We start from the raw sequence: 25,292 nt of genomic DNA, 5'->3' as shown, positions 1-25,292 counted from the left end.
ATAAGATGAGGATAAATACAGAGGAGGAGTCAGAGGCAATCCGTTGATTCCCTCTGCTAAATGTTATTTAAGATGGATTTTTCTGTTTCGGAGAAAATAGCTTTTCAACTGCGCCCAGAATAAAAATGAAGAACACGGGTACAAAGAAGATCGCCAGAATCGTCGCGGAAATCATGCCGCCAAATACACCTGTACCTAAGGCATGTTGGGTTTCTGAACTTGCCCCTGAAGCGATCACCAAGGGAATCACCCCACAGGTAAAGGCCAGTGATGTCATCAAAATCGGACGTAAACGCAGTTTGGCTGCGGCAACTGTGGCCTCAATTAAACTCAAGCCTTCTTCTTTCAGCATCTTGGCAAATTCGACGATCAAAATGGCGTTCTTGGCGGATAAACCAATAATGGTAATCAGGCCAATTTTAAAGAACACATCGTTCATCAGTCCGCGGGACATGATCGCAATCACGGCACCAAAGATACCCAAAGGCACCACCAGCATCACTGAAAGCGGAATGGCCCAACTTTCATAAAGTGCTGCAAGTACCAGAAATACCACCAGCATGGAGAGGGCCAGCAAGAATGCCATCTGAGATTCAGATTGCTTTTCCTGTAAGGATATACCGGTCCATTCATAGCCAATGCCTTTCGGTAATTTGGCAATCAGGTTTTCCATTTCACGCATGGCATCGCCCGATGAGGTATCAAAGTTCGGAATACCGGCAATACTCAACGATGGACGACCGTTATAGCGGTTATATTGCTGTGGTGCTTTATTCCATTGTGGTGTGACCACTTCAGAGAGAGATACCAACTGTCCATTTGAGCCCATCACTTTCAGGTTTAAAATATCTTTTAATTGCATCCGTGATTTGGCTTCAACCTGTACAATCACTTGTTGCATACGTCCCTGATTGGGGAAGTCATTGATATACATTGATCCCATTGACGTTGAAATGATGTCGGAAACATCGGAGAACTTCACACCGAGAACATTCAATTTTGCACGGTCAATTTTTAAAGAAATATTGTCGCCCTGTGGTAAGCCTTCATTCCAGACCATATAGAACTTTTTATTTTTTGCCGCCATTTCCATGAGCTGGTCTTGTGCAGCTAAAAGTGCAGGCATACCCAAGTTGGCACGGTCTTGTAAGCGTAAGCTGAAACCGGCAAAAGTCCCCAACTCATCAATAGCCGGTGGAAGCACCGCCATGGTTGCACCTTCTTTACTGTGTGCCATGGTTTCATTGACGCCGTTGGTCATTTCGCTGGCACTTGAAGTCCGCTCTTTAAAATCTTTGAGTGTGGTAAACGCCATTCCCACGTTTTGGCCTGCGCCACTAAAGCCCCAACCCATAATGGTGGTATTGCTTTCCACGTTCGGGTTGTCTTTCAAACTGTTTTCAAATTCGTTGACTACAGCTCGGGTTCTTTCAGCTGTGGCATCGGAAGGTAACTGGAAGGTGGTCAGAAACCAGCCCTGATCTTCTTCTGGCATAAAGGCAGTTGGCCAGTACTTCATGCCTGCAAAGGTAAGACCGGTAATGACCACAAAGATCGCCATCATTGGAAGACTATGCTTGATCACTTTCAGCAGGATCAATTCATACTTCTTGGTGACTTTATCGAAGCTACGGTCAAACCAGGCAAAGAAACCTTTCTTTTGATGATGCCCATCAATCGGTTTCAGGATGGTGGCACAGAGCGCAGGGGTCAGGATCAATGCCAATAATGCCGAGAACAGAATCGATACGGACATGGTCAGGGTAAATTGTTGATAGATGATGCCGACCGAACCACTGGCAAAGGCCATGGGCAAGAATACTGCAGCCAAGACCAGGGTAATCCCGATAATCGGACTGGTGATTTCCTTCATGGCCTTGGATGTGGCTTCTTTGGGTGGAAGCCCTTCAGTTGCCATGATCCGTTCGACGTTTTCCACTACCACAATTGCATCATCGACAATAATACCAATGGCCAACACCATACCAAACATGGTCAGTACGTTAATCGAGAAGCCAGCCATGAGCATGACTGCAAAGGTACCCAGCAGGGCAATGGGGGCAACAATTGCCGGAATCAGGGTATAACGCACATTGTGCAAGAACAGATACATCACGATGAAAACCAGTACCATGGCTTCCAGTAAGGTATGAATCACTTTTTCGATTGAAATTTTAACAAAAGGCGCCGTGTCATAAGGAATACTGAACTGCATGCCTTCAGGCAGGTTGAGTTTTAATTCTTCAATCTTGGCTCTGACCCCTTCGGCTGTTTTCACTGCATTGGCACCCGGACTGAGCTGGATTGCAGCCGCTGTTGCGGGTTGACCATTTTCTAAAATTGCAAAGTTATAGGCCTGCGATCCCATCTCTACCTTGGCAACATCCGACAGTCTGATGACACTGCCGCTGGTTTTACTTTTAAGACTGATATTCTTAAATTGTTCAACGTCACCGAGCTGGCCTTCAGCAGACAAGGGCACGGTAATCAATTGGCCTTTTAACGCAGGGAGATCACCGAGTCGGCCAGGGGCAATCTCGACATTGTTCTCGCGAATCGCATTGTTGACATCACTGATGGACAGACCATAAGACACCAGTTTGTTTGGGTCAACCCAAATACGCATGGCTTTTTCAGCACCGAAGGATTGAACCTTACCCACGCCTTCAACGCGTTTCAGTTCTTCCACCACGTTACGGACCAGATAATCACTCAGGTCAACTTCTGAATATTGTCCTTTGGGTGAGTTGATTCCGACCAGCATCAGGAAGCCTGATGAAGAGGCTTCGACCTGTAAACCCTGTTGGCGAACCACTTGGGGAAGACGTGCTTCAACGGCCTTGATCTTGTTCTGAACATCCACCTGTGCCATTTCAACATCTGTACCGGGTTTAAAGGTCGCCGAAATCTCTGCGGTACCCGAGGTATCTGTGGTTGAGCTGTAATACAGCAGGTTCTTTACGCCGGATAATTCCCGCTCAATCAGGGTGACCACACTGTCATTGATGGTCTTGGGTGTTGCACCCGGATAAGTGGCACTAATATTGACCTGAGGCGGCGCCACGCTTGGAAAGCGGGCAATCGGGAGTTTCGGAATACTCAGGAGCCCAAACAATATAATAAAAATCGCAATCACCCATGCAAATACAGGACGGCGAATGAAGAATTGTGACATCATCATTGAGCTCCCTGTGCTGCTGGGACTGTCCAGTTGCTAATCTCAAGTTTTTGATTCGGCTGGATACGGTCAATACCTTCTACAATTACTTTATCACCGGCTTTTAAACCTTTATTGGCGATATAAAACTGGTCATAGGGTTGTCCCAGTTCAATTGGGCGTATCTCTGCTGCACCTTTGTTATTAAGTACATAGACTTGCGGTTCACCATTGATATTGCGTTGTAACGCTTGTGCCGGGATTAATAATGCTTGCGGGATAGAAGCACGGTCAATATTGACACGGACATACATGCCGGGTAGCAATTTTCTTTCAGGATTCTGAACCTCGATCCGGATGGTCACATCTCCGGTTTCAGGATCCACATTGATGTCTTCAAATAGCATTTTCGCCGTGACGTTATATGCTTGTCCGTGGCTATTGGAGATACGTACAGTTTTTTCATTATTGGCAGACAACTCGCCACTTTGTAGCGCGGCCTGCAAACGTTCGTATTCACCAATCGACTGTTTTACATCGACATACACCTTGTCAATCTGCTGTACGGTTGCCATGGTATTGGCATCACCTTGGCTGACCAATGCACCTTCGGTCACAAAAGATTGACCAATACGTCCCGAAATCGGGGCACGCACTGTGGCATATTGTAGGTTCAGATTCTGACGGGTGAGGAGCGCTTTCATCTGGGCGACATCAGCCAAGGCCTGACGGTATTCAGCTTGGGCGTTACTGACTTCCTGCTTACTGATCGCGTTGCTTGGCAATAACTGTTCATAGCGTTCCAGCTGCACTTTTAAACGTGTGACCTCAGCTTCGGCCTTGTTCAGCGAGGCTTTGTTGTTGTTTACATCGGCCTGAAAGGTTTCGGCATTAATTTTATAAAGTGCTTGTCCTGCTTTGACTTCACTGCCTTGTCGGAACAAGACTTTTTCAATAATGCCGCCCACCTGAGGACGGATTTCTGCCGTCCGGAACGCCTGGACACGTGCCGGCAGGTTCTCGCTAAAGCTCACCGATTGCGGTTGGATATTTAAAATGCTGACTTTGGCAGGCGGTGTTTCAGCGGGTTTTGCCTGCTCGGAACCACAACCTTGCAGTACAAGTCCGATGGATAAAAATAATGGAAGTAAGAGCTGCTTTTGCATGCTGTCCAAACCTTGGGAGTTTTTGATGCTGCTATTATTTTCGCGCTGTGTGTAACGACCATCGGTGAAGTGTGGAAAAAGTGTGGAGATCCGGAGATAAATCGGCGTATCATTGAAAGAGATTGAAATTATCCGATGACTGATTCATGTTTGAAGCCTCATTTTCTTTTGATTGCCGTGATAAGCAGATTCTCGTCGTAGAAGATGAGTATGATATTGGCGATATTATTGAGCATTACTTAAAACGCGAAGGTATGCACGTACTCCGCGCCATGAATGGCAAGCAAGCCATTGAAATCCATGCATCGCAGCCGATTGACCTGATCTTGCTGGATATTAAATTACCTGAGCTCAATGGCTGGGAAGTGCTGAGCAAAATCCGCCAGAAAGCCCAAACGCCCGTCATTATGCTGACCGCATTGGATCAGGATATTGATAAAGTCATGGCCCTGCGCATTGGTGCAGATGATTTTGTGGTCAAACCGTTCAATCCGAATGAGGTGGTGGCACGTGTGCAAGCCGTGCTGAGAAGGGCTCAACAAAATCAGCAGGCACAAAATAGAAATCTGCTTTATAAGAATATTGAGATTCACTCGGATTTACACAGCGTCTATATCCGTCAGCAGGATAAAAAAATCATGCTCAATCTCACCTTGACCGAGTATAAGATCTTGCTGCTGATGATCGATCAGCCCTATAAAGTCTTTACCCGCGGGGAACTGATGAATCATTGCTTGCCTGACAGCGATGCGCTGGAACGGACGGTGGACAGTCATGTCAGTAAATTAAGGAAGAAACTGGAAGAACAAGGTTTGCAAAATATGCTGATCAATGTGCGCGGAGTCGGCTATAGACTGGACCACCCTGCGCAGTGAGCATATTTTGATTGTGTACGGTTTTTTTAATTCAAATCATCAGATTTCTTCTTATGCGATTTAAACGATGAAAACAGTCGTTTAAATCCAGTCTTGATTCTGTCCCAATATTCTTTGCCTAATAGTGCAATAACGATCAATAACAGGATTTCACCACCAATTGCCATTGTGGTCATGACCAGTGCTTTGTGCGGAATATCCAGAAAAGGGACAATCGGAAAGGCAATCCAGTAAACTCCTACAATTGCCAAAAGAAAGAAGCCTATTTTCTTTCGTAGATTGAGTTTTGATTTAAGCATTTGGGTCACATCAATAAAATTTTGACTCTGCTATTTTTGGAAAGGTTTGAGGAGGAATGATCTTTAAAGTGTGGAAAAAGTGTGTAAATCACTAAAAAAATCAGCGTATCATGACACAGCAACAAAGCGGGTGAACCGGGAAAGTCGGCATGAGAAATAAATCGGGGATTAGCAAGCAGCTATTTATTGCCTTAAGTATTGTCAACTTAAGTGTGACGTTGTTTTCTATTTTGCTTGGCTATTTTATTTATAACTATGCGATTGATGTGGGTTGGATCACTTTAAGTTCCTTGCAGGAAGATTGGACCGAATTTCATTTTGTCGACTGGATTTGGCTATCTACAGTGATTTTTTGTGGGGGTGTCATTTCCATTATTATTGGGATGCATTTGGCCCAGCGTTTTATTAAGCCGATTAATTTCTTGGCGGATGCAGCAAAAAAAATTAGTCAAGGTGATCTTTCCGCACGGGCAGATGACCGTCAAATTCATTCCACTGAAATAGCTGAGTTGATGCAGAATTTTAATCATATGGCGCAGCAACTAGAAAGCTCGGTTGAAAATGCACAGGTCTGGAATGCCGCAATTGCACATGAATTGAGAACACCAATCACGATTTTGCAGGGGCGTTTACAAGGCGTTTTAGATGGGGTATTCCAACCTGACGAAGCATTATTTAAAAGCCTACTCAATCAGGTAGAAGGCTTATCACATTTGGTTGAAGACCTGCGGACACTCAGTTTGGTGGAAAATCAGCAGCTGAGATTAAATTATGAAAAGATTGATTTTAAATTGCATGCGGAGAAAGTTTTAAAACTGTTCGAAGATCGCTTGGCAAAAGCGCAACTTATTCCTGTATTGGAGGTCAGCGCCACATTTATAAATTGTGATCGTCGGCGTATCGAGCAGGTTCTGATTGCCTTGATTGAAAATGCAATTCGCTATGCCAATGCAGGCACATTAAAAATTTCCTCAAAGCAAGTCTCGGATGAATGGATCTTACAAATCGAGGATGAAGGCCCAGGTATTGTTGAAGAATATCAACAGGATTTATTCAATCCTTTCTTTAGATTGGAACAGTCTAGAAATAAAGAGTTTGGTGGGACTGGCTTAGGTTTGGCGGTTGTACATGCGATTGTCATTGCGCATAAAGGTGCAATCGAATATAGCAACCCGAATCACAATAGTGTGTTTACGATTTATCTGCCTGTTCACGTTTAATCTAAGTGATTTAGCCGATTGTTAGTGTTCGACTATGCTCATAAAGATCTGCTATGAATAAAAGAAGAGGTGTTGATTTAGCACCACCCCCTCAACAGAATCGTGCTGTTGCTGAAACATTGATAAAATTAATAATTTTTAATTGATTGATATTTATAAATAAAAAATATGGCATTCAATTTGTATTAACCACAGTGAAAGATAAATTGTGTTTAACAACAAATTTGGAGCAGAACATGAGTAGAAAAATTCGATTAGGTGCATTTATTCCAGCTACTGGACAACATGTCGCTGCATGGCGACATCCTGAATCGCAACCGACCAAAGCAGTGGATTTTGATTTTATTAAAGAGCAGGTACAACTTGCTGAAAAAGGCTTATTTGATGCTTATTTTTTGGCAGATGGCCTCGCAGTTAATTTCGGGCAAGCCGAGAAAACAGGCTTTAGTGATAAAGTAGCAGGCTTTGAACCTGTCACGCTATTCGCGGCGTTATCAACGGTGACCAAACATATTGGATTTATTGCAACGGCATCGACTACCTATGAAGAACCGTATTTATTGGCGCGTAAGTTTGCTTCTTTGGACCATCTCAGCCATGGTCGAGCAGGGTGGAATGTGGTGACTTCTGCTTCGGAAGCCGCTGCGGCCAATTTTGGTTATGAGCAACAGATCCCACATGCAGAGCGTTATGAGCGCGCGCAGGAATATGTCGATCTGATTAAAAAACTGTGGGACAGCTGGGAAGATGATGCTTTTATTCATGATAAGGCATCAGGTGTGTTTTATGATCCAGAGAAAGTTCATAATCCGAATCACAAAGGTAAATACTATGCGGTAAAAGGTGCCTTGAATGTGCCGCGTACACCACAAGGTTATCCTGTGATTGTACAAGCGGGACAGTCGGGGCCAGGACGTGATCTAGCAGCGCGTTATGCCGAAGTCATTTTTACCGCCAATCAAAAGCTGGAAGATGCACAAGAATTTTATCGTGATGTAAAAAGTCGTCTGGCCAAATATGGGCGTTCAGCCGATGAGCTTTTAATTTTACCGGGCGTTTCTGCCTTTGTGGGTCGTACTGAAGAAGAAGCGCGTGCCAAATACCAACAGCTTACGGATTTGATTCACCCAGAAGCGGGGCTTGCGTTGTTGAGTGGATTAAGTGGCGGCTTTGATTTTTCAGACTATGATTTGGATGGTCCATTCCCAGAATTGGGTGAAGGCCAAGGCATGGTGAGTCGTCCTGCTCTAATTGCAGATATTGCCAAGAAAAATAATTTCAGTATCCGCCAGTTGTATGAATGGGTAGCGGGTGCACGTGGACATTGGCAATTGATCGGTACACCTGAGCAGATTGTCGATCAATTACAACAATGGTTTGAAAATGAAGCCGCGGATGGTTTTAATATTTTGCCGCCAAGTACACCTGCTGGGTTAAACGATTTTGTTGAATTGATTGTGCCAGAACTACAACGTCGTGGCCTGTTCCGTACCGAATATGAAGGAACGACCTTACGTGAAAACCTAGGTTTGGCACGTCCAGAAAATCAATATGTCCTTGCTCGACAGGCTGAAAAAAACAAAGCCAGTTAAAATCATGTTAAAACTAAATCATGAATCAAAGTAACAAGGGTGACTTTTAAGCGTCACTCTTGTGTCATCACAATTGAATTGAGTGAAAAATGCAATATAGAAAATTAGGTCAAACTGATATTGATGTTAGTGTTATCGCCCTAGGTACCATGACTTGGGGTGAGCAGAATTCTGAATCCGAAGCGCATGTGCAGTTGGATTATGCAGTGGAGCATGGCGTAAATCTGATTGATACGGCTGAAATGTACCCCGTACCACCGAAACCAGAGACCCAAGGCTTAACTGAACAATATATTGGCACATGGTTAAAGCAGTCACAGAAACGAGACCAAATATTGATTGCAACCAAAGTGGTAGGTCGTTCAGGGAAATTAACCCAAGCCTCGCATTTTCGTTCAGGTCAAACCAAGTTAGACCGAGCCAATATTGAAACTGCGTTACATGATAGTCTGAAACGTTTACAGACGGACTATGTTGATCTATATCAGCTTCATTGGCCTGATCGCAGTACCAATCATTTTGGTGAATTGGGCTATACCCATGTCGAAAATGAAGACACGGTGCCAATTTTAGAAACCTTGACCGTTTTGTCTGATCTGATCCAAGCAGGAAAGATCCGACATATTGGTTTATCCAATGAAACACCATGGGGCGTGAGTCAGTTTTTAAAGTATTCCGAATCATTGGGCTTAGCGCGGGTCGTTTCTATCCAAAATCCATATAACTTATTGAACCGTAGTTTTGAAATTGGCAATGCTGAAATTGCGATCCGTGAGCAGGTGGGATTATTGGCTTATTCACCTTTGGCTTTTGGTGCTTTGACTGGTAAATACTTAGATGGTGCACAACCAGCCGGCGCACGTTTAACCTTATGGGAACGCTTTGCGCGGTATAAAGGTCAAGCCTCTGAAGATGCAATTCGTCGTTATGTGGCCTTGGCTAAACAATATGATTTAGATCCTGCCCAATTGGCTTTGGCTTATGTGAACAGTCGCCGTTTTGTCACCAGTAATATTATTGGGGCGACCAATCTCAATCAGCTCAAAACCAATATTGAGAGTATTGACCTACAGTTAGCTGATGAGGTCATTCAGGGAATTGAGCAAATCCATCAAACCCATCCTAATCCTGCACCTTAAGGCATAGATCATCTCCTACAATTTAATTTTCGTTTTGTTCAAGACAGTTGAGTCAATCCAACTGTCTTTTTTATTTTCAGAACAAAGCCACTGAGTCTGTATATCAAAAAATAAGAAATAGAAAACTTGAAATGTGCTGTTTTGGTATAAGCAGGGTGTTGGAAAATCAACAGTGCTTCAACAGAGAGAAGCAGGTGTGTTTTTATAAATATTAATATAAAACAATTGTTTAATAGTTGGCATGCTGCTTGCAAAGATCAAAGTATATAAATCAAAGATTGATTTTATGCAGGCTGAGGAGCACAGGATGAAGATGTTGTGTTGTTGTATGGAAAGTTAATTTCTCTCTCATTTTTTAATTCATTTAGTTCGAATCTTTTTCGGTGTGATTGCTTATTCAGTCACACACAGGATTTTTTTACTCAAATTTTATGGTTTTAGTTTTAGGGGTTTTATTGGTGAAAAAACATTATCTCTCTTTATCGATTGCTTTGAGCATTGCAACACTGTTGGGAAGCGGCACAGCTCAAGCAGCAGAAGATATTGATACCACGTTAGCGCAATTACAGGCGCAATTGACTGCTCTACAGCAGCAGGTCAATGCATTAAAGCAAAAGAAGCAAGCGTCAACGGAGCTGAGTGAGACAACGCAACTTGCAGCCCAAGACGATGCATCGGCAGAGTCTCAGGAAGAAAGTACGGAGCATAGTTTTGCTACTCAAAGTGAGCTGGCGGGTTTCCGAAGTGATTTAGAAAACTATAAATATGATCAATCACGCCAATATGAGCGTACTTCGGTGAAATCAACCCGAGATACAACCTTGTATGGCACGGTACAAGTTCGCGCACAAACACAAAGTCAAGATACCTCTGCTGGGAATCCTGCACCTGTTACACCACGTCGTAATACGTTTGATATCCCTACGGCTTTATTTGGCGTACGAGGAAATTTATATCGAGATTATAAGGAAGGTAAAAACTTAGATTACCAATTGTCTTTTAGCTACGGCAAGCGTACGGGTACAGCAGGCAGTGCCAGTGATTTGAACTTGGCTGATGCTTTTTTGCGCTATAACTTTACTTCAACCAATGGTGGCCCTGAAGTCCCACGTTTAAACGTGACGCTGGGGCAACAATTGATTCCCTTTGGCTTAGACCCACAATCTCCAGAGGATTTACGACCAACCATTAATGTTGCAACAGGACTGGCGCAATTGGGCCTATTCAATCGCCAGACCGGTCTGATAGTTCGTGGTGATGTAAAACCCTTTGTTGATTATTCATCAAACTATCGAGCACCGTTATTTGAGTATGCTTTGGGTGTGGTCAATGGCAATGGCACCAATAAAGTCGATGACAATGACAAGAAAGATTATATCGGACGGGTGGCTTTCACTTTACCTGTTGATTATGCCAGCTGGTTCCGTGAGTTGAAATTTGGTGCTTCGTATCTCAAAGGCAGTAAAAACGTCATCGCAGGCAGCAATGTTCTCGATGGTAACGGTCGCAATGATCGTCTGGGCTTCGATATCTACTATAACCATGCACCGTTTGGCGTGACTTATGAATATGTCAAAGGACTCAGTGATTATGCAACTGCGACAGGTTCAACCTCAGAAGTAAAGTCTGAAGGGCATACCGCAACGCTATTTTATACCTTTGGCGATCAATTTTATAACAGTGTGAAATCCGTCGCGAAGTTTGATGACTTCTGGCCGAAATCCATTCAGAGCTTCTATCGCTATGACAGTTACAACCCGAACAAAGGTGGAGATGTCGTTGGCATTGCAGGTCATGGTCTAGGCAAAGTCGATATTCATACCTTAGGTCTAAATTTCTTCTTCGCCCAAACCACCAAATTCCAATTAGGGCTGAATCGCTGGAGCTATGACCACGAGACAGCTGCGCAAAAAGACTTTTCGGAAGTACAAGCGCAATTCCAATACACCTTTTAATTTTCCAATATGAGTAATGACACAATGAAATTTTTGACCAAACATTTATTTATCGGGGTAGCGGCAGGTTTGCTGGTTGCTACCAGTTTCACAGTTTTTGCTGAAACCAACCCCACCGAAATTCGACTGGGGGTTCCCGGTGCAGGCGTAGGCGGAAAACCCAAAGTTGGGGGGAGTGCTTATGCCAGTGCCAATCTACGCGGCATTTTGGAAAAAGAATTTGCCAAAGATGGCATCAAGGTGAAATGGTCATTTTTCCCGGGTGCGGGACCCGCGCTAAATGAAGCTTTAGCCAATAAAAAGGTTGATTTTGGTATCGGGCATGGTGATCTACCTTCGATTGTTGGACGTTCAACGGGTTTGAAATCCAAACTTTTATTTGTGACTGGGCGTTTTGGACCTGTGTATTTTGCAGTGCCATCAGATTCAGGTGCGAAAAGCCTGGCGGATTTAAAAGGCAAAACCATTTCTGTGTTTAAAGGGACTAACCAACAGTTAATCCTCGGTCGCTTATTACGGAAATATGGTTTTACTGAAAAAGATTTCCGTGTGATTAGTCAGGACTTTTATTCAGCTCAAACCTCACTGTCTACAGGTGATATTGATGGTTTGATTACCAGTCCATGGACATTAGAAGCACGTGGTGTGGCAAAGCGTATTTTAGAAGTACGTAAAGATCCAAATCTGAATGGCCCATTGGTGGCATGGGTCAGCGAAGATTTTGAGAAGAAATACCCACAAATTGTGCAACGCGTTGTGACCACGTTTATTAAAGATAACGTGTGGAGCTCCGATGAAAAGAATCGTGATACCCAATATAAGCTCTGGGCTCAAAGTGGTGTGCCTTACCTAGACTATAAAAAAGACTGGGATGATTACTCGCTGAAAGACCGTAACTCACCATATTTTGATGATTATGCGGTGAATTCTTTAAAGAAATCGGTTCAGCAATCAATTGATTACAGACTGATTCGCCGTCCAGTGGATGTGGATTCTTGGATTGAACCGAAATATCTGAATACCGCGATTCAAGAACTCAAACTAGAAAACTTCTGGCCAAAATTTGATGTAAATGGCAACCGTAAAAAGTAATTGTGATTTGGGTTAGGCCAAGGGCATGTATGCCTTTGGCTAGCTAGTTTATTTGTTCATCATTTTAGGAATGACCTATGCGTCAGGAATCGGTTGCTCAGGTTGAATTGGGTCAAGGGCACTTTGTATTGGGCTTTATTGGCTTGGCATTGTGTGCAGGCTTGGGCATTGGGATTGCGAAAATCGTCACTTCTTTATATGCAGTGCAGTTAGCCGCAAATGAATTTGAAATGGGACTGATTGCCGCAGTACAGAGTTTAGGTATTTTGTTGATCGGATTGCCAATTGGCTTGTTAGTACAACGCTATGGACCTAAGACAATGTTTGTATTAGGAAGTTTTCTCGCAGCGGTGGTGTATGTCACGGTGCCATTTTATCCAGCGGTTTGGTCTCTGATTTTAGCTACTTTCTTGGTTGGGTTATGCATGCCGATGCGGTTTGTTTCACTCAATACAGTCTATATGCAGCATTTAAAAAGCATAGGTGCGGCTCGGGCGGGATGGTTTAGAGGCACACATATGATGGGGTTCTTTCTGGTTGGCCCTTTATTGGCAGTGAGCTTGGTAAGTGCGGTGGGATTCTCAGGTGCGTTTTGGTGGATTGCTGGACTTTTTGTTTTACCGATATTGTTTGCACCCTTGGCCTTTGGCGCAGGCCCAACTGAAATTAATCAGGCAGAGCGGGACGGGGCATTTAGCCTTGCTGTAATTGCCAAGCAATTGGTTTTATTAAAGCAAGATCAGGCTTTACGCCGCACCAGTTTGATTGAAATGGCGAGTAATGCGGTGATGGCGTACTACGGCTTTTTTATTATTGTTATTGCAATCAAGGATTTTGGTTTGAGTGAAACGATTGCTGCCAGTTTGGTGACGCTACAGGGAGCTGTGTTTGTCATAGCCTTATTTACGACGGGAGCTTTGCTGACACGATGGGGAATAAAGCGCTTTTATCAAACGGGTTTTGCTTTTGTTGCGGTGGCATCTGTGATGCTGGGCATACCTAAAATTTCCGTGCTGCTTTGGGTGGGTGCTGTGATTCTGGGCTTGGGTCTCGCGATGCTGCATATCGTCAATTTTACCATGTTTGCCAATGTGGGTGAGCGCTTGGGAATGGCAAAGGTGTCTGGATTAACCGCGATGGCAGGACCTGCAGGGGCGTTATTGGGAAGTATTGTAGGAGGCTGGTTAGGTCACTACTGGGGTTTACAGTCGATGTTCCTTATTTCAGCAGTTTTATTTGGCGGGCTGATCGGTTTTTCTCAGCAACTTACGCAAGTTTTTACAGCACAGCCTGTAGAGATTGAAATGTATTCAGAAATAGAGGGTCAATAAAATGAGTAGTATCGAAACTCAATTAGAAAATGAACACACATGGCAGCGAATCAATTTAGCCCCTTATTTCAAGCAAATCGGCATATGGGCAGTTCGTATTGTATTGGCTTTGGTTTTACCTGCGATTGCATTGGCGGTTTGGCATTATGCTTTTCAGAAGCAATGGTTACCTGAACAAATTTTGCCAAGTCCTGCCTTGGTTTGGCAAACCACCTTGGAGCTCATAGATACGCATGAGTTACAGGATAATTTATGGATCAGCTTAAAACGGGTTGCTTGGAGTGTCTTGGTCGGGGGCAGCGTCGGGTTGTTCTTGGGTTTCCTGATTGGATTATCACGTATCGCACACAAGTTTATTTATCCAACTTTTAATCTGATTGCGCAATTTCCAGTGATTGGCTGGATTCCATTACTAATGATTTTTTTGGGCATCGATGAAAGCCTAAAAATTGCAGCGATTTCACTGGCGGTATTTGTTCCTGTGCTCGTTGCGACCTATCGCAGTGTTTTGAATGTGCCTCCGCATTTATTAGAAGTCTCGCAGGTGTATCGCTTTAGTGCGTGGCAGCGATTTCGCCGTGTCATTTTGCCTTCTGCTTTGCCAAATATTGTTAGTGGTTTACGCCAAGGGATTATGCAAGCGTGGCTGTCACTGGTTTTTGTCGAACTGTTAGCCAGTAGTGAAGGGATTGGTTACCTCATCGTATGGGGACGGCAACTGATCCAACCCGACATTATTTTTATGGCTGTCATTGTGATCGGGATTGTTGGTTTTGTTTTAGATCATATCTTGGGCTGGGTTGAACGCTGGTTTAGCCATTGGCAACGCAGTGCATTTTAAAGGGGGATTGAATATGTCTATTAGGTCTACATCAAAACCAAGATTTAATTTAAGTTATTTAAACGTTTACGGCTTGGTGCTCCCGATTGCTTTCATTATGTTTTGGGCGATCGCATCGAAGTTGAATTGGGTCAATCCTAAACTCATTCCAGCACCATTTGAGGTGGTGCAGATTGCAATTCAACAATTTCAGCAGCAAGAGTTTTGGACAGGTCTCGGTGCAAGCTTGTTCCGTGATCTGACGGGTTTTGTCTTGGGCAGCATTCTAGCCATTACTTTTGGCATTGTCGTGGGCGTCTCACGCTGGGCCAATTATTTATTTTTACCTAGTTTTAATGTGTTGCGGCAAATTTCTTTGTTTGCTTGGTTACCGTTAATCACCACCTTTTTGGATTATGGCAATAGTGCAAAAATCTTATTTATCGTGCTTTCCGTCTTTTATCCCGTGGCCTTACATACCATCGATGGGGTAAGACAAATTCCATTGCATCAATACGAAGTTGCCAAAGTCTATCAATTCAATGCTTGGCAGACCTTGAGCAGACTGATTTTACCTGCGGCAGCCAGTCAAATCTTTCTGGGTTTACAACTGGGTTTGATTTTCGCTTGGGTGGCGACCATCGGGGCAGAGTTCCTGTTGGCTAACTATGGTGTTGGACTGGGCAATATTGTGATTCGTGGACGGGCTGCTTTAGATGTTGGTCTGATTGTATTTGGTTTAATCGTGATTGGTTTTATCGGTGTGGCGTGGAATAGCTTAGCTAATTTAGCTGAGCGTCGTATTTTGGTTTGGCGACGTTAGGAGAATAATAAAATGAAACAACAGAATTTTCGGCAGTTTTTCAAACGTCGTTTTAAAGCGCTTGGGCAGCTCAGTGTATTAAGTTTAATGGCGCTCAGTCTTATTGCATGTAGTAAACAAGCTGACACTCCAGCCAATCAGGTCCATGAACTCCGCTATCAATCCTTGACCAGTGTGGTGTCATTACCAGAACTGGCTGAAGACTTGGGTTATTTAGGTGATTTAAAGTTGAAATATGTGGGGAGTGTGCAAGGTGGGCCGCAGGACTTACAAGCATTAACTACGGGCGATGTAGATGTGGCAACTGCTTTTGACGGTGCAATCATTAAGCTTGCTGCGGCAGGGATTAAGATCAAAGCAGTGATTGCCTCTTATGGCAGTGACGATAAAAGCTGGGTCGGCTATTACGTCCCGAATAATAGTCAGATTCATTCAGCGCGTGATTTGATTGGCAAAAAAGTGGCAGTAAACACTTTGGGTGCACATTACGAATTTGTCTTAAAAGACTATTTAGCTCGCCAAGGTTTAAGTAATGATGAAATCAATCAGGTTGAATTCGTGGTATTGCCGCCTACCAATACCGAACAAGCTTTACGTGCTGGGCAGGTAGATGCTGCCGCACTGGTTTCTATTTTCCAAGACAAGGCCTTAGAACGCGGTGGTCTAAGAAAACTGGTCTCAGATACGGATCTGTATGGCAGTTTTACCGCAGGCAGCTATGTCTTTACCGAGAAATTTATTCAGCAGCATCCAGAAGTGGTCAAGCAATTTGTCACAGGTGTTGCCAAAGCTGTGGAGTGGACTAAACAAACGCCACGAGAACAAGTCTTGGCCCGCTTTAAAAGCATTATTGAAAAAAGAAAACGCAATGAAAGCGATGTATTGATGCAGTACTGGCGCAGCTATGGTGTGGTAAGCCAAGGTGGGTTGTTAAACGCAGCACAATATCAACGCTGGATTGACCTCTTTGAAAAACGTGGTGACTTCAAACCCAATCAGGTCAAGGCAGATACTTTATTCACCAACCAATTTAATCCCTACGCAAGTGAAAATAAAAATCTAGCTGACGATCAGCGCAGTAAGGAGCATAGCCAATGAGTACAAAATTAAAAATTGAAAATGTTTATAAGTCTTTTGCTGCCAAAAAAGTCAAAGGAGCAAAAGTCCAAGCAGAAGATTTTGTAGCGGTTGAAAATCTGTCTTTAGACGTCAAGGCGGGTGAGTTTGTCGCCATTGTTGGTCCGAGTGGATGCGGCAAATCAACCTTGCTGGATCTTCTGGCTGGTTTAACCATACCAAGCTCAGGCCAAATCACTATTGATGGGCATGCGATTAAAAAACCGGGGTTGGATCGCGGTATCGTCTTTCAGCAATATGCTTTATTTCCGTGGTTAACGGCCCTAGAAAACATAGAGTTTGGCTTGGATGCAAAAGGTGTTGAGAAACAACAGCGGTATCAAACGGCAAAGTACTTCTTAAATTTAGTGGGGCTTGCGGAGTTTGAACATCATTATCCCAATGAACTTTCAGGTGGCATGAAACAGCGAGTCGCAATTGCACGGAGTCTGGCCTATGACCCAGACATCCTATTGATGGATGAACCTTTTGCTGCACTCGATGCACAGACCCGTGAAACCTTACAGGCGGAATTGGTCAAAATCTGGCAACAGACCCAGAAAACCATCATTTTTATCACCCATAGTATTGATGAAGCCATTTATTTGGGGCAGCGCATTGCCATCATGACCTCACGTCCAGGGCGAATCAAACAGGTGATTGAAGTTCCTGCTGAGCTACGAAGCGATCAGGAGGATGTACGTTCCAGCCCAGAATTCAGCCAACTGCGTCATCAGATCTGGAGCTTGTTACGTGAAGAAGTATTAAAAGCCCAAGAGCAGGAAAAACAGAAGCAGTTGGTTGCTTAAGCACAATGTATTTTAAAGATTAACAAGAAGTAGAGGTGATTATGTCGAGTACAAAAGAGACATTAACGTTTCCAAAAACAATCCAGTCCAGTTCAATTTCTTCTCCGCCAAAGATGAGTTCCTTTAGGTCTGATCTCAACCTAAGCTGGCTATCTACAAGTTTTAAACGATCAGCCGCGATTTTACTCTTTTTAGCCATCTGGGAAATCGTACCGCGGATTGGTTTGGTCGATTCCGCTTTCTTGCCAGCATTTTCTACCGTGTTGCTCAGTGGTTGGGGCTTGATTCAAAATGGACAACTATTGACGCATTTGCAGGCCAGTTTGATCCGTTCTCTCAGTGGTTTTATTTTTGCGATCATTGTCGCGATTCCTTTAGGTTTGGCGATTGGTTGGTACACACGCTTTTCCGAGTTTTTGAGTCCTTTATTAGAAGTGTTCCGCAACACGGCTGCCTTAGCTTTATTGCCTGTGTTTATTCTTTTTCTTGGGATTGGTGAAAGTTCGAAAATTGCATTGGTGACCTATGCCTGCACATGGCCAATTTTGCTGAACACGATTAGTGGTGTTCGTAATGTCGATCCATTGTTGATCAAGTCTGCACGAACCATGGGACTGAGCTCAATTCAACTCTTTCGTAAAGTGATTTTACCCGCAGCGATTCCAACGATTTTTGTGGGGGTGCGTTTGGCAGGGTCTTTTTCAGTATTGATGCTAATTGCTGCTGAAATGGTTGGAGCAAAAGCAGGTCTGGGTTATTTGATTAACTATGCACAATATAACTTTCAGATTCCCGAAATGTTCTTTGGCATTATTAGTATTACCACCATTGGCTTGCTGTTTAACTACAGTCTGCTTGCGATCGAAAAGCGTTTGACCGCTTGGAAAATCGAACGCTAGTCAGGAGTAGATTGACATGTTTAAGCAAGGCTGGGGAAAGCATTTATTTGATCTGAGTTGTATGGTGACAATGTCGCTGATCTTGTTGGGATGTGTGAAACAAGAATCGAGACTGGACACAGTGGATGGACTGGAATCTTTAGAATTTAAATACCTCGGTTCGCCAGGCATCGTTACTCCCTTAGAACTGGCCGAAGATTTGGGTTATCTTGCGCCAATTAAATTGAGCTATCAGGGTGTTTCTACAGGCGGGCCGCAGGGCATTCAATCTGCTTTGTCCGGTGATAGTGATATTAGTAGTCCAAGTTTTGCAGGTTCCGCCGTGAAAATGGTCGCCAGTGGCGTACCCGGCACTGTTGTGATTGCTGCCTATGGTACTTTCGATGATCCTTTTGCTGGCTATTATGTCCTTGAAAATAGTCCTATTCAGTCAGCCAGAGACTTAATTGGTAAAAAGGTCGGCACCAATATTCTGGGCGCACAAGTGGAATATATGCTCAAGACGTACTTAAAAAAAGCAGGACTCAGCCCTGAGGAAATCAATCAGGTCACGCTTGTGGTCTTGCCACCAGGTTCTTCAGAGCAAGCACTAAGAAATGGTCATGTGGATTTAGCACCATTGACAGGCCCATCAATCGAACGGGGTGGTGTACGTCGTCTTTATCGTGATTATGATCTCGTTGGCGATCTGACAACTGGAACTTATGTCATGGCAAATCGCTATATAGCTGAACATCCGAATACCACACGTAAAGTGGTCACAGGCATTGCCAAAGCGATTGAATGGTCTAGACAACAACCGAGAGATCAGGTGATTGCACGCTTCGAGCAGATTTTAGCAAAGCGTAAACGTCCTGAAAATAATGCCATGTTAAAATATTGGACACAGTGGGGAATTCCAAGCACTGCTGGAAAATTTAAAAATGATGATTTTAAAATATGGGTAGATAATTTAATTGAAGAGGGTCAGTTAAAACAAAATCAGATTGATTATAAAAAGATATATAGCAATCAATATAATGAATATAGTCAAAATTAAATCATCTTTGTGGTTTGATTAACTGGCGTTTATTTCTATTTTAATAAATAGAAATAACAAAGGTGAATTACTGATTTCTATTTAAGCAAATAGTCATGCAAGATAACTTCTCTTTTAGAACAATAGGGAAGTAAATGCATGTCATTCATTACTTATCCACAAAATCAGACTTTAACGCGAACTGAGCGTGCCACAGCAATGGTTTTTGAAGATCAAAAATCAAGAGATTTACTGGATCGTATCGAACAGATTGCACCTAGTGAGGCCAGCGTCCTGATTATTGGCAATACTGGGACGGGGAAAGAACTGGTTGCCCGTCAGGTACATATGATGAGCCAGCGTAGTCGAGGTCCTTTTGTGGCAGTAAATTGTGGTGCGTTTACAGAATCATTGGCGGAAAGTGAACTTTTCGGACATGAAAAAGGTGCATTTACTGGTGCAATCAATAGCAAGGCGGGTTGGTTTGAAGCGGCCAATCACGGTACTTTATTCTTGGATGAAGTCGGTGATTTATCTCCTGCGATGCAGGTGAAATTATTACGGGTTTTGCAAGAGCGTGAGATTGTTCGCGTCGGTTCACTCAAGCCAATTAAGCTGAACGTCCGTGTCATTGCTGCAACCAATGTCCATCTGGATGAGGCAGTTCAAGCAGGCAAGTTTAGAGAAGATTTATTTTATAGACTGAATGTGGCACTGCTTAAGGTTTCACCATTGGCCGAACGTCCGGGCGATATTTTGCCGTTGGCTAATTTTTTTATTGCCCAATACTGCAAGCGTTTGGGTTATCCCATTGCGACACTGAGCCCAAGCGCAGTTCAGAAATTATTGACCTATGGCTATCCTGGTAATATTCGAGAATTGGAAAATGCCATTCATCATGCTTTATTGGTCTGTAAGAATCATCAAATTCAACCTACAGATTTTTGCTTTGCCTCCTTGTCCAGTAGCCTGAATTTACGGCAAATTTCTGACTTGGAAAAAAGTACGCAAACCATTCCACGAACAGATTTATTGCCTAAACAAATGTTGCAGCATGCGCTTCTGAATTTATTTGAGTCCTCCCATGCCTTGAAAAATGAAAATCTTGATCGCTTGATTGAGGAAGCCACGATTCGTATCGCTTATGAATATTGCCATCGCAATCAGGTGCAAACAGCAAAGCTTTTAGGGATTAGTCGTAACATTGTGCGTGCACGATTGGTCAAATATGGCTTAGTGGGAAACGATAAAGTAGTCAATATTATGTTGGAAGAATTATTGGGTTAATTATATTAAATAATTAGGTGACATAAGTTCACCTTTTTATTGATCGGAAATCACTTTGCTAAAAAAATAATAATCAATGATTGAAAATAAATATAATTTTTTAATCGAAAAATATTCAAAAATAATAGTTTTAAATATTCGTAATTTTCCTAATATGGGGGTACACAATTTAATAAACAGATGCAAAGTGGTGAAAGATGAGTATTCCTCAAATTAATGTGCGTAATCAATTTCGTGGTGTGGTTAAAGAAATTATTGAAGGAAGTGTAGTTTCTGAGGTAGATGTAGAAACACCTGCGGGAGTTTTTACTTCAGTGATTACTACACGATCAGTTAAAAATCTAAATTTAGAATTAGGTAGTGAAGTCATTGTTTTAATTAAGTCTACAGAAGTTGCTTTGGCAAAACTATAGAAAGTCATATCAAAAATATAGTAAAGATTGATCTTATTATATTTTTGATTTCTATTTTAGGGGGCTAAAATGACATTATTAAATGTTGGTTCAGTAAAAATTAATCATCTCAATAAATCGTATGGACACTATCAAGAGCATGCCTTAACTGTATTGGATGATATTTCTTTGGAGATTAAATCGGGGGAATTTGTCAGTATCGTTGGCAGTAGTGGCTGTGGAAAATCAACTTTATTACGTTTACTGGTCGGTTTGGATGATCAATTTGAAGGTAAGATTCTAGTCGATGGACAACCGATTCAAGGTACCAGTCTAGAGCGAGGCATTGTCTTTCAAGATCATCGATTATTTCCTTGGTTGAATGTACAAGATAACATTCGGGTTGCATTGTTAAATCGTAAATTAACGGTCGCTGAACAAAATCAGTTGATTGATGAGCATATTGAATTGGTCGGTTTGACTAAGTTTAAAGACGCTTATCCCGCACAGCTTTCAGGGGGTATGAGTCAACGGGTTGCGATTGCGCGAAGTCTGATTAATCGACCCAAAATATTGTTGCTAGATGAACCTTTTGGCGCATTGGATGCACTGACTCGCGCCAATCTACAAAAGGAGTTGCAACGGATTTGGCAAACCGAAAAAATTACCATGATTATCGTGACGCATGATGTGGAAGAGGCTGTTTTCCTCGGTGATCGTGTTGTGGTGATGCAACCGAATCCAGGTCGAATCAAGCGGATTGTTCCTGTTCATTTGCCACACCCACGTGTTCGTGAAGATGTCCGACTTGCTGCGATTAGAAATGATATTTTGACTGATTTTAGTCATGCAGTCGAAGATCATTTAGTTATCCCTGTTGTTAACGATTTTAATCAGTTTCAGTTTGCTTGGTAATCCCAGGTAAGCTGAATTTTATCATCATAAAAATAAATAAATTAATATAAAAATATTGGTTCTTATATTTCACGGTTTGCATATATTTAACTGAATCACTAATTTTTGTGATTGGGGAATCATGAATAAAGCTCGATGCTTTGAAAAATATAATGAATGATCTATAGGAAACAAAATGACCGTACTCACACAGCTTTCAGCCGCGATCGAAAATGCACCGCGTTGGCATGAATACAAGAAACATAGTTTAGATACTGTGCAAATCACACCAATCGAAGGCGCATTGGGAGCGATTGTGACTGGATTAGATGCCAGCAAGCCACAAAGTGGAGAAGTGATTCTTAAGCTGAAAAAAGCATTGCATGAACATTTAATTCTGGTTTTCAAGGCGCAAGATCTAGAAGACAATGACCTACTGGCCTTTGCGAGTTATTTTGGCGGTATTTTCCGTCCGCCAACAGATGTACCTGTATTGGCAACGCGCAACGATACCAATGCACCACCTGATATCGTGCCCGTATCCAATGCGGTTGGAGAAGGTGATTATACCGGTCATGGCGAACTCACCCCGCATAGTGACCATCACTGGACGCCACAGCCTTCTAGTGGATCCTTGCTTTACGCAATTGAACTGCCAAAAGATGGCGGCGCAACCAGTTGGTATAATACGGTACAGGCCTATGAAGACCTTGATCAGGAAACCAAAGATGAAATCGAGGGGCTGCAACTGATTACTTATAATCCATTTTTACGCTTAAAGGATAAAAGCCCGATTCCCAAATATCGCTTCTCTGATCAACCTGTATTAGGCGCTGCATTTCCCCATCCATTGGTGCGTACGCATTCTGAGAGTGGTCGCCGTGGTATTTATCTGGATGCACAGACAGAAGTTGAGGTTGTGGGCTACGACGACAAAAAAGGTGCTGCATTGATTGAACGCTTAAGAGCGCACATTGTGCAACCACAATATCGTTATGAACATCAGTGGGAAATTGGAGATATTGTCTATTGGGATAACCAACTGACCTTACATTCGCGTACAGCCTTTCCTGCCGAGCAACGTCGTTTATTGAAACGTGTTAGTTTGGCGGGTGCAAGACCATTCTAAAGTTAAACTAAGCCAGCGAAAGCTGGCTTTTAATTTCCTGCTTTTGCCAGTTCTGCTTCAATATAGCTAATAATCATGGTACTTAAACCTTTGACCATTTCATCAAAGCTGATTTGTGGATTCGGCAAGATCAGGTGGCGTGCCACATTAAAGATACTGCTATTAATGCTGATATACGCTGTCACACTAAGATTGTTCACTTTTAAATAGCGCGGATGCCGAATCATGTATTTCATTAGCACTTCCATCAACGCCATCTCGATCTGGCCGATATATTTTTCGTATTTGAGCTCTGTCGCATAGCGCAGGCAAATCAGATAACGGTCATCATCACGGGTGAGCAGATCCCGGAAAGTATAAAAAATCATCTCGAATAAAGGTTCCAGCTCTTGCTCGATAATGATAGGCGTCAGCTCTTTGACCATATCCAGAACCTCTTTGACAAAGGTTTTGGCCATGGCATCATAGATTTCTTCTTTATTCTTGAAATATTCATACAGTGAACCGACGCTGACACCTGCAATGTCGGCAATGTGTCGTGTGGTGGTGCCGCTGGTACCGTTAGTGGCAACTGCAATAAAACCTGCTTCAATAATCGTATCGACAGTCACTTTGGAACGAGACTGACGGGGTTTACGTGTAGCCATAAAGTATTATTATTAAAATCCGAACATAACGTCAGATTAACATGAGCTGGAATAGCATGAAAGAGCCAGCCCTCTAATCCGAACAAATAAAATTACGACTTTTTAATATTTATTGGTTAGGCTGTAATGAATTATTATTTTTAAAAAATGGGTATACATTTTTTAGAAAAAATTAATTTATATATTTTATTTAAGTTATTAATATTTAAATTAAAAATAATAATTTTATAAAAACTAATAATCTTATTAGTGCAAATTTATCTTTGATAATGCTGTGCGAATTTTCGATAAATAATGATTAAAAATACCCGAATTGAATCCGAACATAAGATCGGTTTACAGTTGTTTTGTACCAGGATCAGGTTTAAAAAAATCTCCCGAATATTTTTTCACACTTCCCGAGCAGTTGGGAATGTTGAAAAGAGATGAACCAGACGAAAAGAATGTAAAAGGGCAAATGACGCTCAAGTAACCAGATAGGTGTAGCCATGATTAGCAACACATTAAGAAAAGGTTTAAGCTTGTTTAAATCCAATCCCATCACTGAGCAAATTGATTTTGCGAGTAAAAAAACGATTCCAATTCGTCATTTGGCAATCGGATTTGAAGGGAAGGAAGTTGATTTATCCTTCTATATGAATAATCAGTTTGCCACAATTTTTTTCGCCACCCTGTCAGTCTTTTTAACTTATGGCGAAGATCTGGTGATTGAAACAGCACGCCATCATCGTGATCAGTTGAAAGATCCAATTTTAAAACAACGTGTTACCTCGTTGATTGGACAAGAGGCGATTCATTCAAAATTACATAATGAATTTAATGATGCAATTGTTGAGCTTGATTATCCGGTAAAACTGTACCGTTTTCTGGGCGAGCAATTCTTTGAATATATCTTCCTGAAATTTCCACAACCGCTAAAACTTTCGCTGATGGCCGGAATCGAGCATTTTACCGCGGTGTTAGCAGAATACATGATGGCGCATGAGCAGAATTTTTATTTCTCCGATGATGCCAAAACCCGTGCTTTGTGGATGTGGCATATGCTGGAAGAATCTGAGCATAAAGATGTCGCCTACGATGTGTATCAAACCTTGAATGGCAACTATGCATTGCGTATTTCAGGTTTCTTCCTCGCGTACTTTACCATTCTCGGTCTGATTCCATTTTCAGCTACATTGGTGCCGGTGTTACGTAGGCCACAAGAAATGCTGACAGCAAAATTCTGGAAAGATGCACGTCGTGGCGTGAAGCTGATTTTTAGTCCTAAAGATGGTGTTTTTGGAAGTACGCAAGGCCGAATCTTCGATTATTTACGTACTGATTTCCATCCCAACGATCACGATGCATCTGCGTATTTCGAATATTACGAAAAGAAACTTCTTTCAGAGGGTGGTGCCTTATATCCGTTCTTTGTAAAAGAGTTTACGCCTAAAGTTCAGGCCGCTTAATGCGCAATAAAGCAGGCACAGCAGGTAAGTCATTGCCTGCTGAGTTGGCAAAAAAGCTCAGCGTGTGATGAGCAGTTTGGTTCTTGTTGCCTACATTGCCGTCATGCACTATGCAAATAAACCCTCTTATCCAGTCGCTGTATGTAGAGATATACAAATTGGCTAAGCCTTTTAAGTTGTAATG

22 protein-coding genes are annotated in these 25,292 nt (G+C 42.6%); 18 read left to right on the top strand and 4 right to left on the bottom strand.

The window, feature by feature from the left end; genetic code table 11:
- Positions 1–67: 67 nt before the first annotated feature.
- A complete protein-coding gene (locus MSG93_RS13290) occupies positions 68–3,178 on the bottom strand; it encodes an efflux RND transporter permease subunit (protein ID WP_324622149.1) in 3,111 nt (1,036 codons plus the stop codon).
- Positions 3,178–4,323: an AdeA/AdeI family multidrug efflux RND transporter periplasmic adaptor subunit gene (locus tag MSG93_RS13285; RefSeq protein ID WP_324622148.1), complete on the bottom strand. Its 1,146-nt coding sequence runs from the start codon at positions 4,321–4,323 to the stop codon at positions 3,178–3,180. Before MSG93_RS13285 ends, MSG93_RS13290 begins: the two co-directional genes overlap by 1 nt.
- A gap of 146 nt (positions 4,324–4,469) precedes the next feature.
- Here MSG93_RS13285 and adeR point away from each other — a divergent pair, with 146 nt between their 5' ends.
- On the top strand, positions 4,470–5,198 hold the full coding sequence (gene adeR, locus MSG93_RS13280) for an efflux system response regulator transcription factor AdeR (protein ID WP_324622147.1): 729 nt from the start codon (positions 4,470–4,472) through the stop codon (positions 5,196–5,198).
- A 26-nt stretch (positions 5,199–5,224) separates the two neighbouring features.
- Here adeR and MSG93_RS13275 read toward each other — a convergent pair whose 3' ends face one another.
- A complete protein-coding gene (locus MSG93_RS13275; protein WP_324622146.1) occupies positions 5,225–5,497 on the bottom strand; it encodes a transporter suffix domain-containing protein in 273 nt (90 codons plus the stop codon).
- A 149-nt stretch (positions 5,498–5,646) separates the two neighbouring features.
- Here MSG93_RS13275 and adeS point away from each other — a divergent pair, with 149 nt between their 5' ends.
- The 16 genes from adeS to MSG93_RS13195 all read left to right on the top strand — a co-directional run bounded on the left by adeS (position 5,647) and on the right by MSG93_RS13195 (position 23,013).
- Complete coding sequence (adeS, locus tag MSG93_RS13270; protein ID WP_324622145.1) at positions 5,647–6,717, top strand: two-component sensor histidine kinase AdeS; 1,071 nt, start codon at positions 5,647–5,649, stop codon at positions 6,715–6,717.
- Positions 6,718–6,953: 236 nt separating this feature from the next.
- Positions 6,954–8,309 carry an LLM class flavin-dependent oxidoreductase gene (locus tag MSG93_RS13265; protein ID WP_324622144.1) on the top strand — a complete coding sequence of 452 codons (1,356 nt, stop codon included), beginning with the start codon at positions 6,954–6,956 and terminating at the stop codon, positions 8,307–8,309.
- A gap of 89 nt (positions 8,310–8,398) precedes the next feature.
- Positions 8,399–9,448: an NADP(H)-dependent aldo-keto reductase gene (locus MSG93_RS13260; RefSeq protein WP_324622143.1), complete on the top strand. Its 1,050-nt coding sequence runs from the start codon at positions 8,399–8,401 to the stop codon at positions 9,446–9,448.
- 431 nt (positions 9,449–9,879) lie between these two features.
- Positions 9,880–11,403 (top strand): DUF3138 domain-containing protein, encoded by a 1,524-nt coding sequence (locus tag MSG93_RS13255; protein WP_324622142.1) that lies wholly within the window; start codon positions 9,880–9,882, stop codon positions 11,401–11,403.
- A 24-nt stretch (positions 11,404–11,427) separates the two neighbouring features.
- A complete protein-coding gene (locus tag MSG93_RS13250; protein WP_324622141.1) occupies positions 11,428–12,495 on the top strand; it encodes an ABC transporter substrate-binding protein in 1,068 nt (355 codons plus the stop codon).
- 77 nt (positions 12,496–12,572) lie between these two features.
- Complete coding sequence (locus MSG93_RS13245) at positions 12,573–13,826, top strand: MFS transporter (protein ID WP_324622140.1); 1,254 nt, start codon at positions 12,573–12,575, stop codon at positions 13,824–13,826.
- 1 nt (position 13,827) lies between these two features.
- Positions 13,828–14,667, top strand: a complete 840-nt coding sequence (locus tag MSG93_RS13240) for an ABC transporter permease (protein WP_302923053.1) — start codon at positions 13,828–13,830, stop codon at positions 14,665–14,667.
- A 13-nt stretch (positions 14,668–14,680) separates the two neighbouring features.
- Positions 14,681–15,469, top strand: coding sequence for an ABC transporter permease (locus MSG93_RS13235; protein WP_324622139.1), 789 nt, complete (start codon positions 14,681–14,683; stop codon positions 15,467–15,469).
- A gap of 12 nt (positions 15,470–15,481) precedes the next feature.
- Positions 15,482–16,567, top strand: coding sequence for an ABC transporter substrate-binding protein (locus tag MSG93_RS13230; RefSeq protein ID WP_324622138.1), 1,086 nt, complete (start codon positions 15,482–15,484; stop codon positions 16,565–16,567).
- Complete coding sequence (locus MSG93_RS13225; RefSeq protein ID WP_324622137.1) at positions 16,564–17,394, top strand: ABC transporter ATP-binding protein; 831 nt, start codon at positions 16,564–16,566, stop codon at positions 17,392–17,394. The genes MSG93_RS13230 and MSG93_RS13225 overlap by 4 nt, the downstream gene beginning before the upstream one ends.
- Before the next feature lie 41 nt (positions 17,395–17,435).
- Positions 17,436–18,293, top strand: a complete 858-nt coding sequence (locus MSG93_RS13220; RefSeq protein ID WP_005187514.1) for an ABC transporter permease — start codon at positions 17,436–17,438, stop codon at positions 18,291–18,293.
- A gap of 16 nt (positions 18,294–18,309) precedes the next feature.
- Positions 18,310–19,332: an ABC transporter substrate-binding protein gene (locus tag MSG93_RS13215; RefSeq protein WP_324622136.1), complete on the top strand. Its 1,023-nt coding sequence runs from the start codon at positions 18,310–18,312 to the stop codon at positions 19,330–19,332.
- A gap of 138 nt (positions 19,333–19,470) precedes the next feature.
- On the top strand, positions 19,471–20,598 hold the full coding sequence (locus MSG93_RS13210) for a sigma-54 interaction domain-containing protein (RefSeq protein WP_005187522.1): 1,128 nt from the start codon (positions 19,471–19,473) through the stop codon (positions 20,596–20,598).
- 197 nt (positions 20,599–20,795) lie between these two features.
- Positions 20,796–21,011, top strand: coding sequence for a TOBE domain-containing protein (locus tag MSG93_RS13205; protein ID WP_004654121.1), 216 nt, complete (start codon positions 20,796–20,798; stop codon positions 21,009–21,011).
- Positions 21,012–21,080: 69 nt separating this feature from the next.
- Entirely contained in the window at positions 21,081–21,905 is an 825-nt protein-coding gene (locus MSG93_RS13200; RefSeq protein ID WP_324622135.1) for an ABC transporter ATP-binding protein, read from the top strand.
- Positions 21,906–22,080: 175 nt separating this feature from the next.
- On the top strand, positions 22,081–23,013 hold the full coding sequence (locus MSG93_RS13195; RefSeq protein ID WP_324622134.1) for a TauD/TfdA family dioxygenase: 933 nt from the start codon (positions 22,081–22,083) through the stop codon (positions 23,011–23,013).
- Positions 23,014–23,042: 29 nt separating this feature from the next.
- Here MSG93_RS13195 and MSG93_RS13190 read toward each other — a convergent pair whose 3' ends face one another.
- Positions 23,043–23,660: a TetR/AcrR family transcriptional regulator gene (locus MSG93_RS13190; RefSeq protein WP_004772738.1), complete on the bottom strand. Its 618-nt coding sequence runs from the start codon at positions 23,658–23,660 to the stop codon at positions 23,043–23,045.
- A gap of 488 nt (positions 23,661–24,148) precedes the next feature.
- On the opposite strand from MSG93_RS13190, the gene MSG93_RS13185 reads away from it, so the two are divergent.
- On the top strand, positions 24,149–25,108 hold the full coding sequence (locus MSG93_RS13185; RefSeq protein ID WP_005231041.1) for a metal-dependent hydrolase: 960 nt from the start codon (positions 24,149–24,151) through the stop codon (positions 25,106–25,108).
- Positions 25,109–25,292 lie beyond the last annotated feature (184 nt).

The organism is Acinetobacter sp. IK40 (genome assembly GCF_035615075.1).
GTDB lineage: Bacteria > Pseudomonadota > Gammaproteobacteria > Pseudomonadales > Moraxellaceae > Acinetobacter > Acinetobacter courvalinii.
This window is presented reverse-complemented; position numbering and strand designations above follow the sequence as displayed.

What these genes read in the sequence shown, in the direction of transcription:
- MSG93_RS13215 (WP_324622136.1), top strand. Translation starts at nt 18,310, where the DNA reads ATGTTTAAGCAAGGCTGGGGAAAGCATTTATTTGATCTGAGTTGTATG.
- MSG93_RS13245 (WP_324622140.1), top strand. Translation starts at nt 12,573, where the DNA reads ATGCGTCAGGAATCGGTTGCTCAGGTTGAATTGGGTCAAGGGCACTTT.
- adeR (WP_324622147.1), top strand. Translation starts at nt 4,470, where the DNA reads ATGTTTGAAGCCTCATTTTCTTTTGATTGCCGTGATAAGCAGATTCTC.
- MSG93_RS13240 (WP_302923053.1), top strand. Translation starts at nt 13,828, where the DNA reads ATGAGTAGTATCGAAACTCAATTAGAAAATGAACACACATGGCAGCGA.
- MSG93_RS13205 (WP_004654121.1), top strand. Translation starts at nt 20,796, where the DNA reads ATGAGTATTCCTCAAATTAATGTGCGTAATCAATTTCGTGGTGTGGTT.
- MSG93_RS13235 (WP_324622139.1), top strand. Translation starts at nt 14,681, where the DNA reads ATGTCTATTAGGTCTACATCAAAACCAAGATTTAATTTAAGTTATTTA.
- MSG93_RS13230 (WP_324622138.1), top strand. Translation starts at nt 15,482, where the DNA reads ATGAAACAACAGAATTTTCGGCAGTTTTTCAAACGTCGTTTTAAAGCG.
- MSG93_RS13265 (WP_324622144.1), top strand. Translation starts at nt 6,954, where the DNA reads ATGAGTAGAAAAATTCGATTAGGTGCATTTATTCCAGCTACTGGACAA.
- MSG93_RS13210 (WP_005187522.1), top strand. Translation starts at nt 19,471, where the DNA reads ATGTCATTCATTACTTATCCACAAAATCAGACTTTAACGCGAACTGAG.
- MSG93_RS13220 (WP_005187514.1), top strand. Translation starts at nt 17,436, where the DNA reads ATGTCGAGTACAAAAGAGACATTAACGTTTCCAAAAACAATCCAGTCC.
- MSG93_RS13250 (WP_324622141.1), top strand. Translation starts at nt 11,428, where the DNA reads ATGAAATTTTTGACCAAACATTTATTTATCGGGGTAGCGGCAGGTTTG.
- MSG93_RS13260 (WP_324622143.1), top strand. Translation starts at nt 8,399, where the DNA reads ATGCAATATAGAAAATTAGGTCAAACTGATATTGATGTTAGTGTTATC.
- MSG93_RS13195 (WP_324622134.1), top strand. Translation starts at nt 22,081, where the DNA reads ATGACCGTACTCACACAGCTTTCAGCCGCGATCGAAAATGCACCGCGT.
- MSG93_RS13185 (WP_005231041.1), top strand. Translation starts at nt 24,149, where the DNA reads ATGATTAGCAACACATTAAGAAAAGGTTTAAGCTTGTTTAAATCCAAT.
- MSG93_RS13255 (WP_324622142.1), top strand. Translation starts at nt 9,880, where the DNA reads ATGGTTTTAGTTTTAGGGGTTTTATTGGTGAAAAAACATTATCTCTCT.
- MSG93_RS13190 (WP_004772738.1), bottom strand. Translation starts at nt 23,660, where the DNA reads ATGGCTACACGTAAACCCCGTCAGTCTCGTTCCAAAGTGACTGTCGAT.
- MSG93_RS13290 (WP_324622149.1), bottom strand. Translation starts at nt 3,178, where the DNA reads ATGATGTCACAATTCTTCATTCGCCGTCCTGTATTTGCATGGGTGATT.
- MSG93_RS13225 (WP_324622137.1), top strand. Translation starts at nt 16,564, where the DNA reads ATGAGTACAAAATTAAAAATTGAAAATGTTTATAAGTCTTTTGCTGCC.
- MSG93_RS13275 (WP_324622146.1), bottom strand. Translation starts at nt 5,497, where the DNA reads ATGCTTAAATCAAAACTCAATCTACGAAAGAAAATAGGCTTCTTTCTT.
- MSG93_RS13200 (WP_324622135.1), top strand. Translation starts at nt 21,081, where the DNA reads ATGACATTATTAAATGTTGGTTCAGTAAAAATTAATCATCTCAATAAA.
- adeS (WP_324622145.1), top strand. Translation starts at nt 5,647, where the DNA reads ATGAGAAATAAATCGGGGATTAGCAAGCAGCTATTTATTGCCTTAAGT.
- MSG93_RS13285 (WP_324622148.1), bottom strand. Translation starts at nt 4,323, where the DNA reads ATGCAAAAGCAGCTCTTACTTCCATTATTTTTATCCATCGGACTTGTA.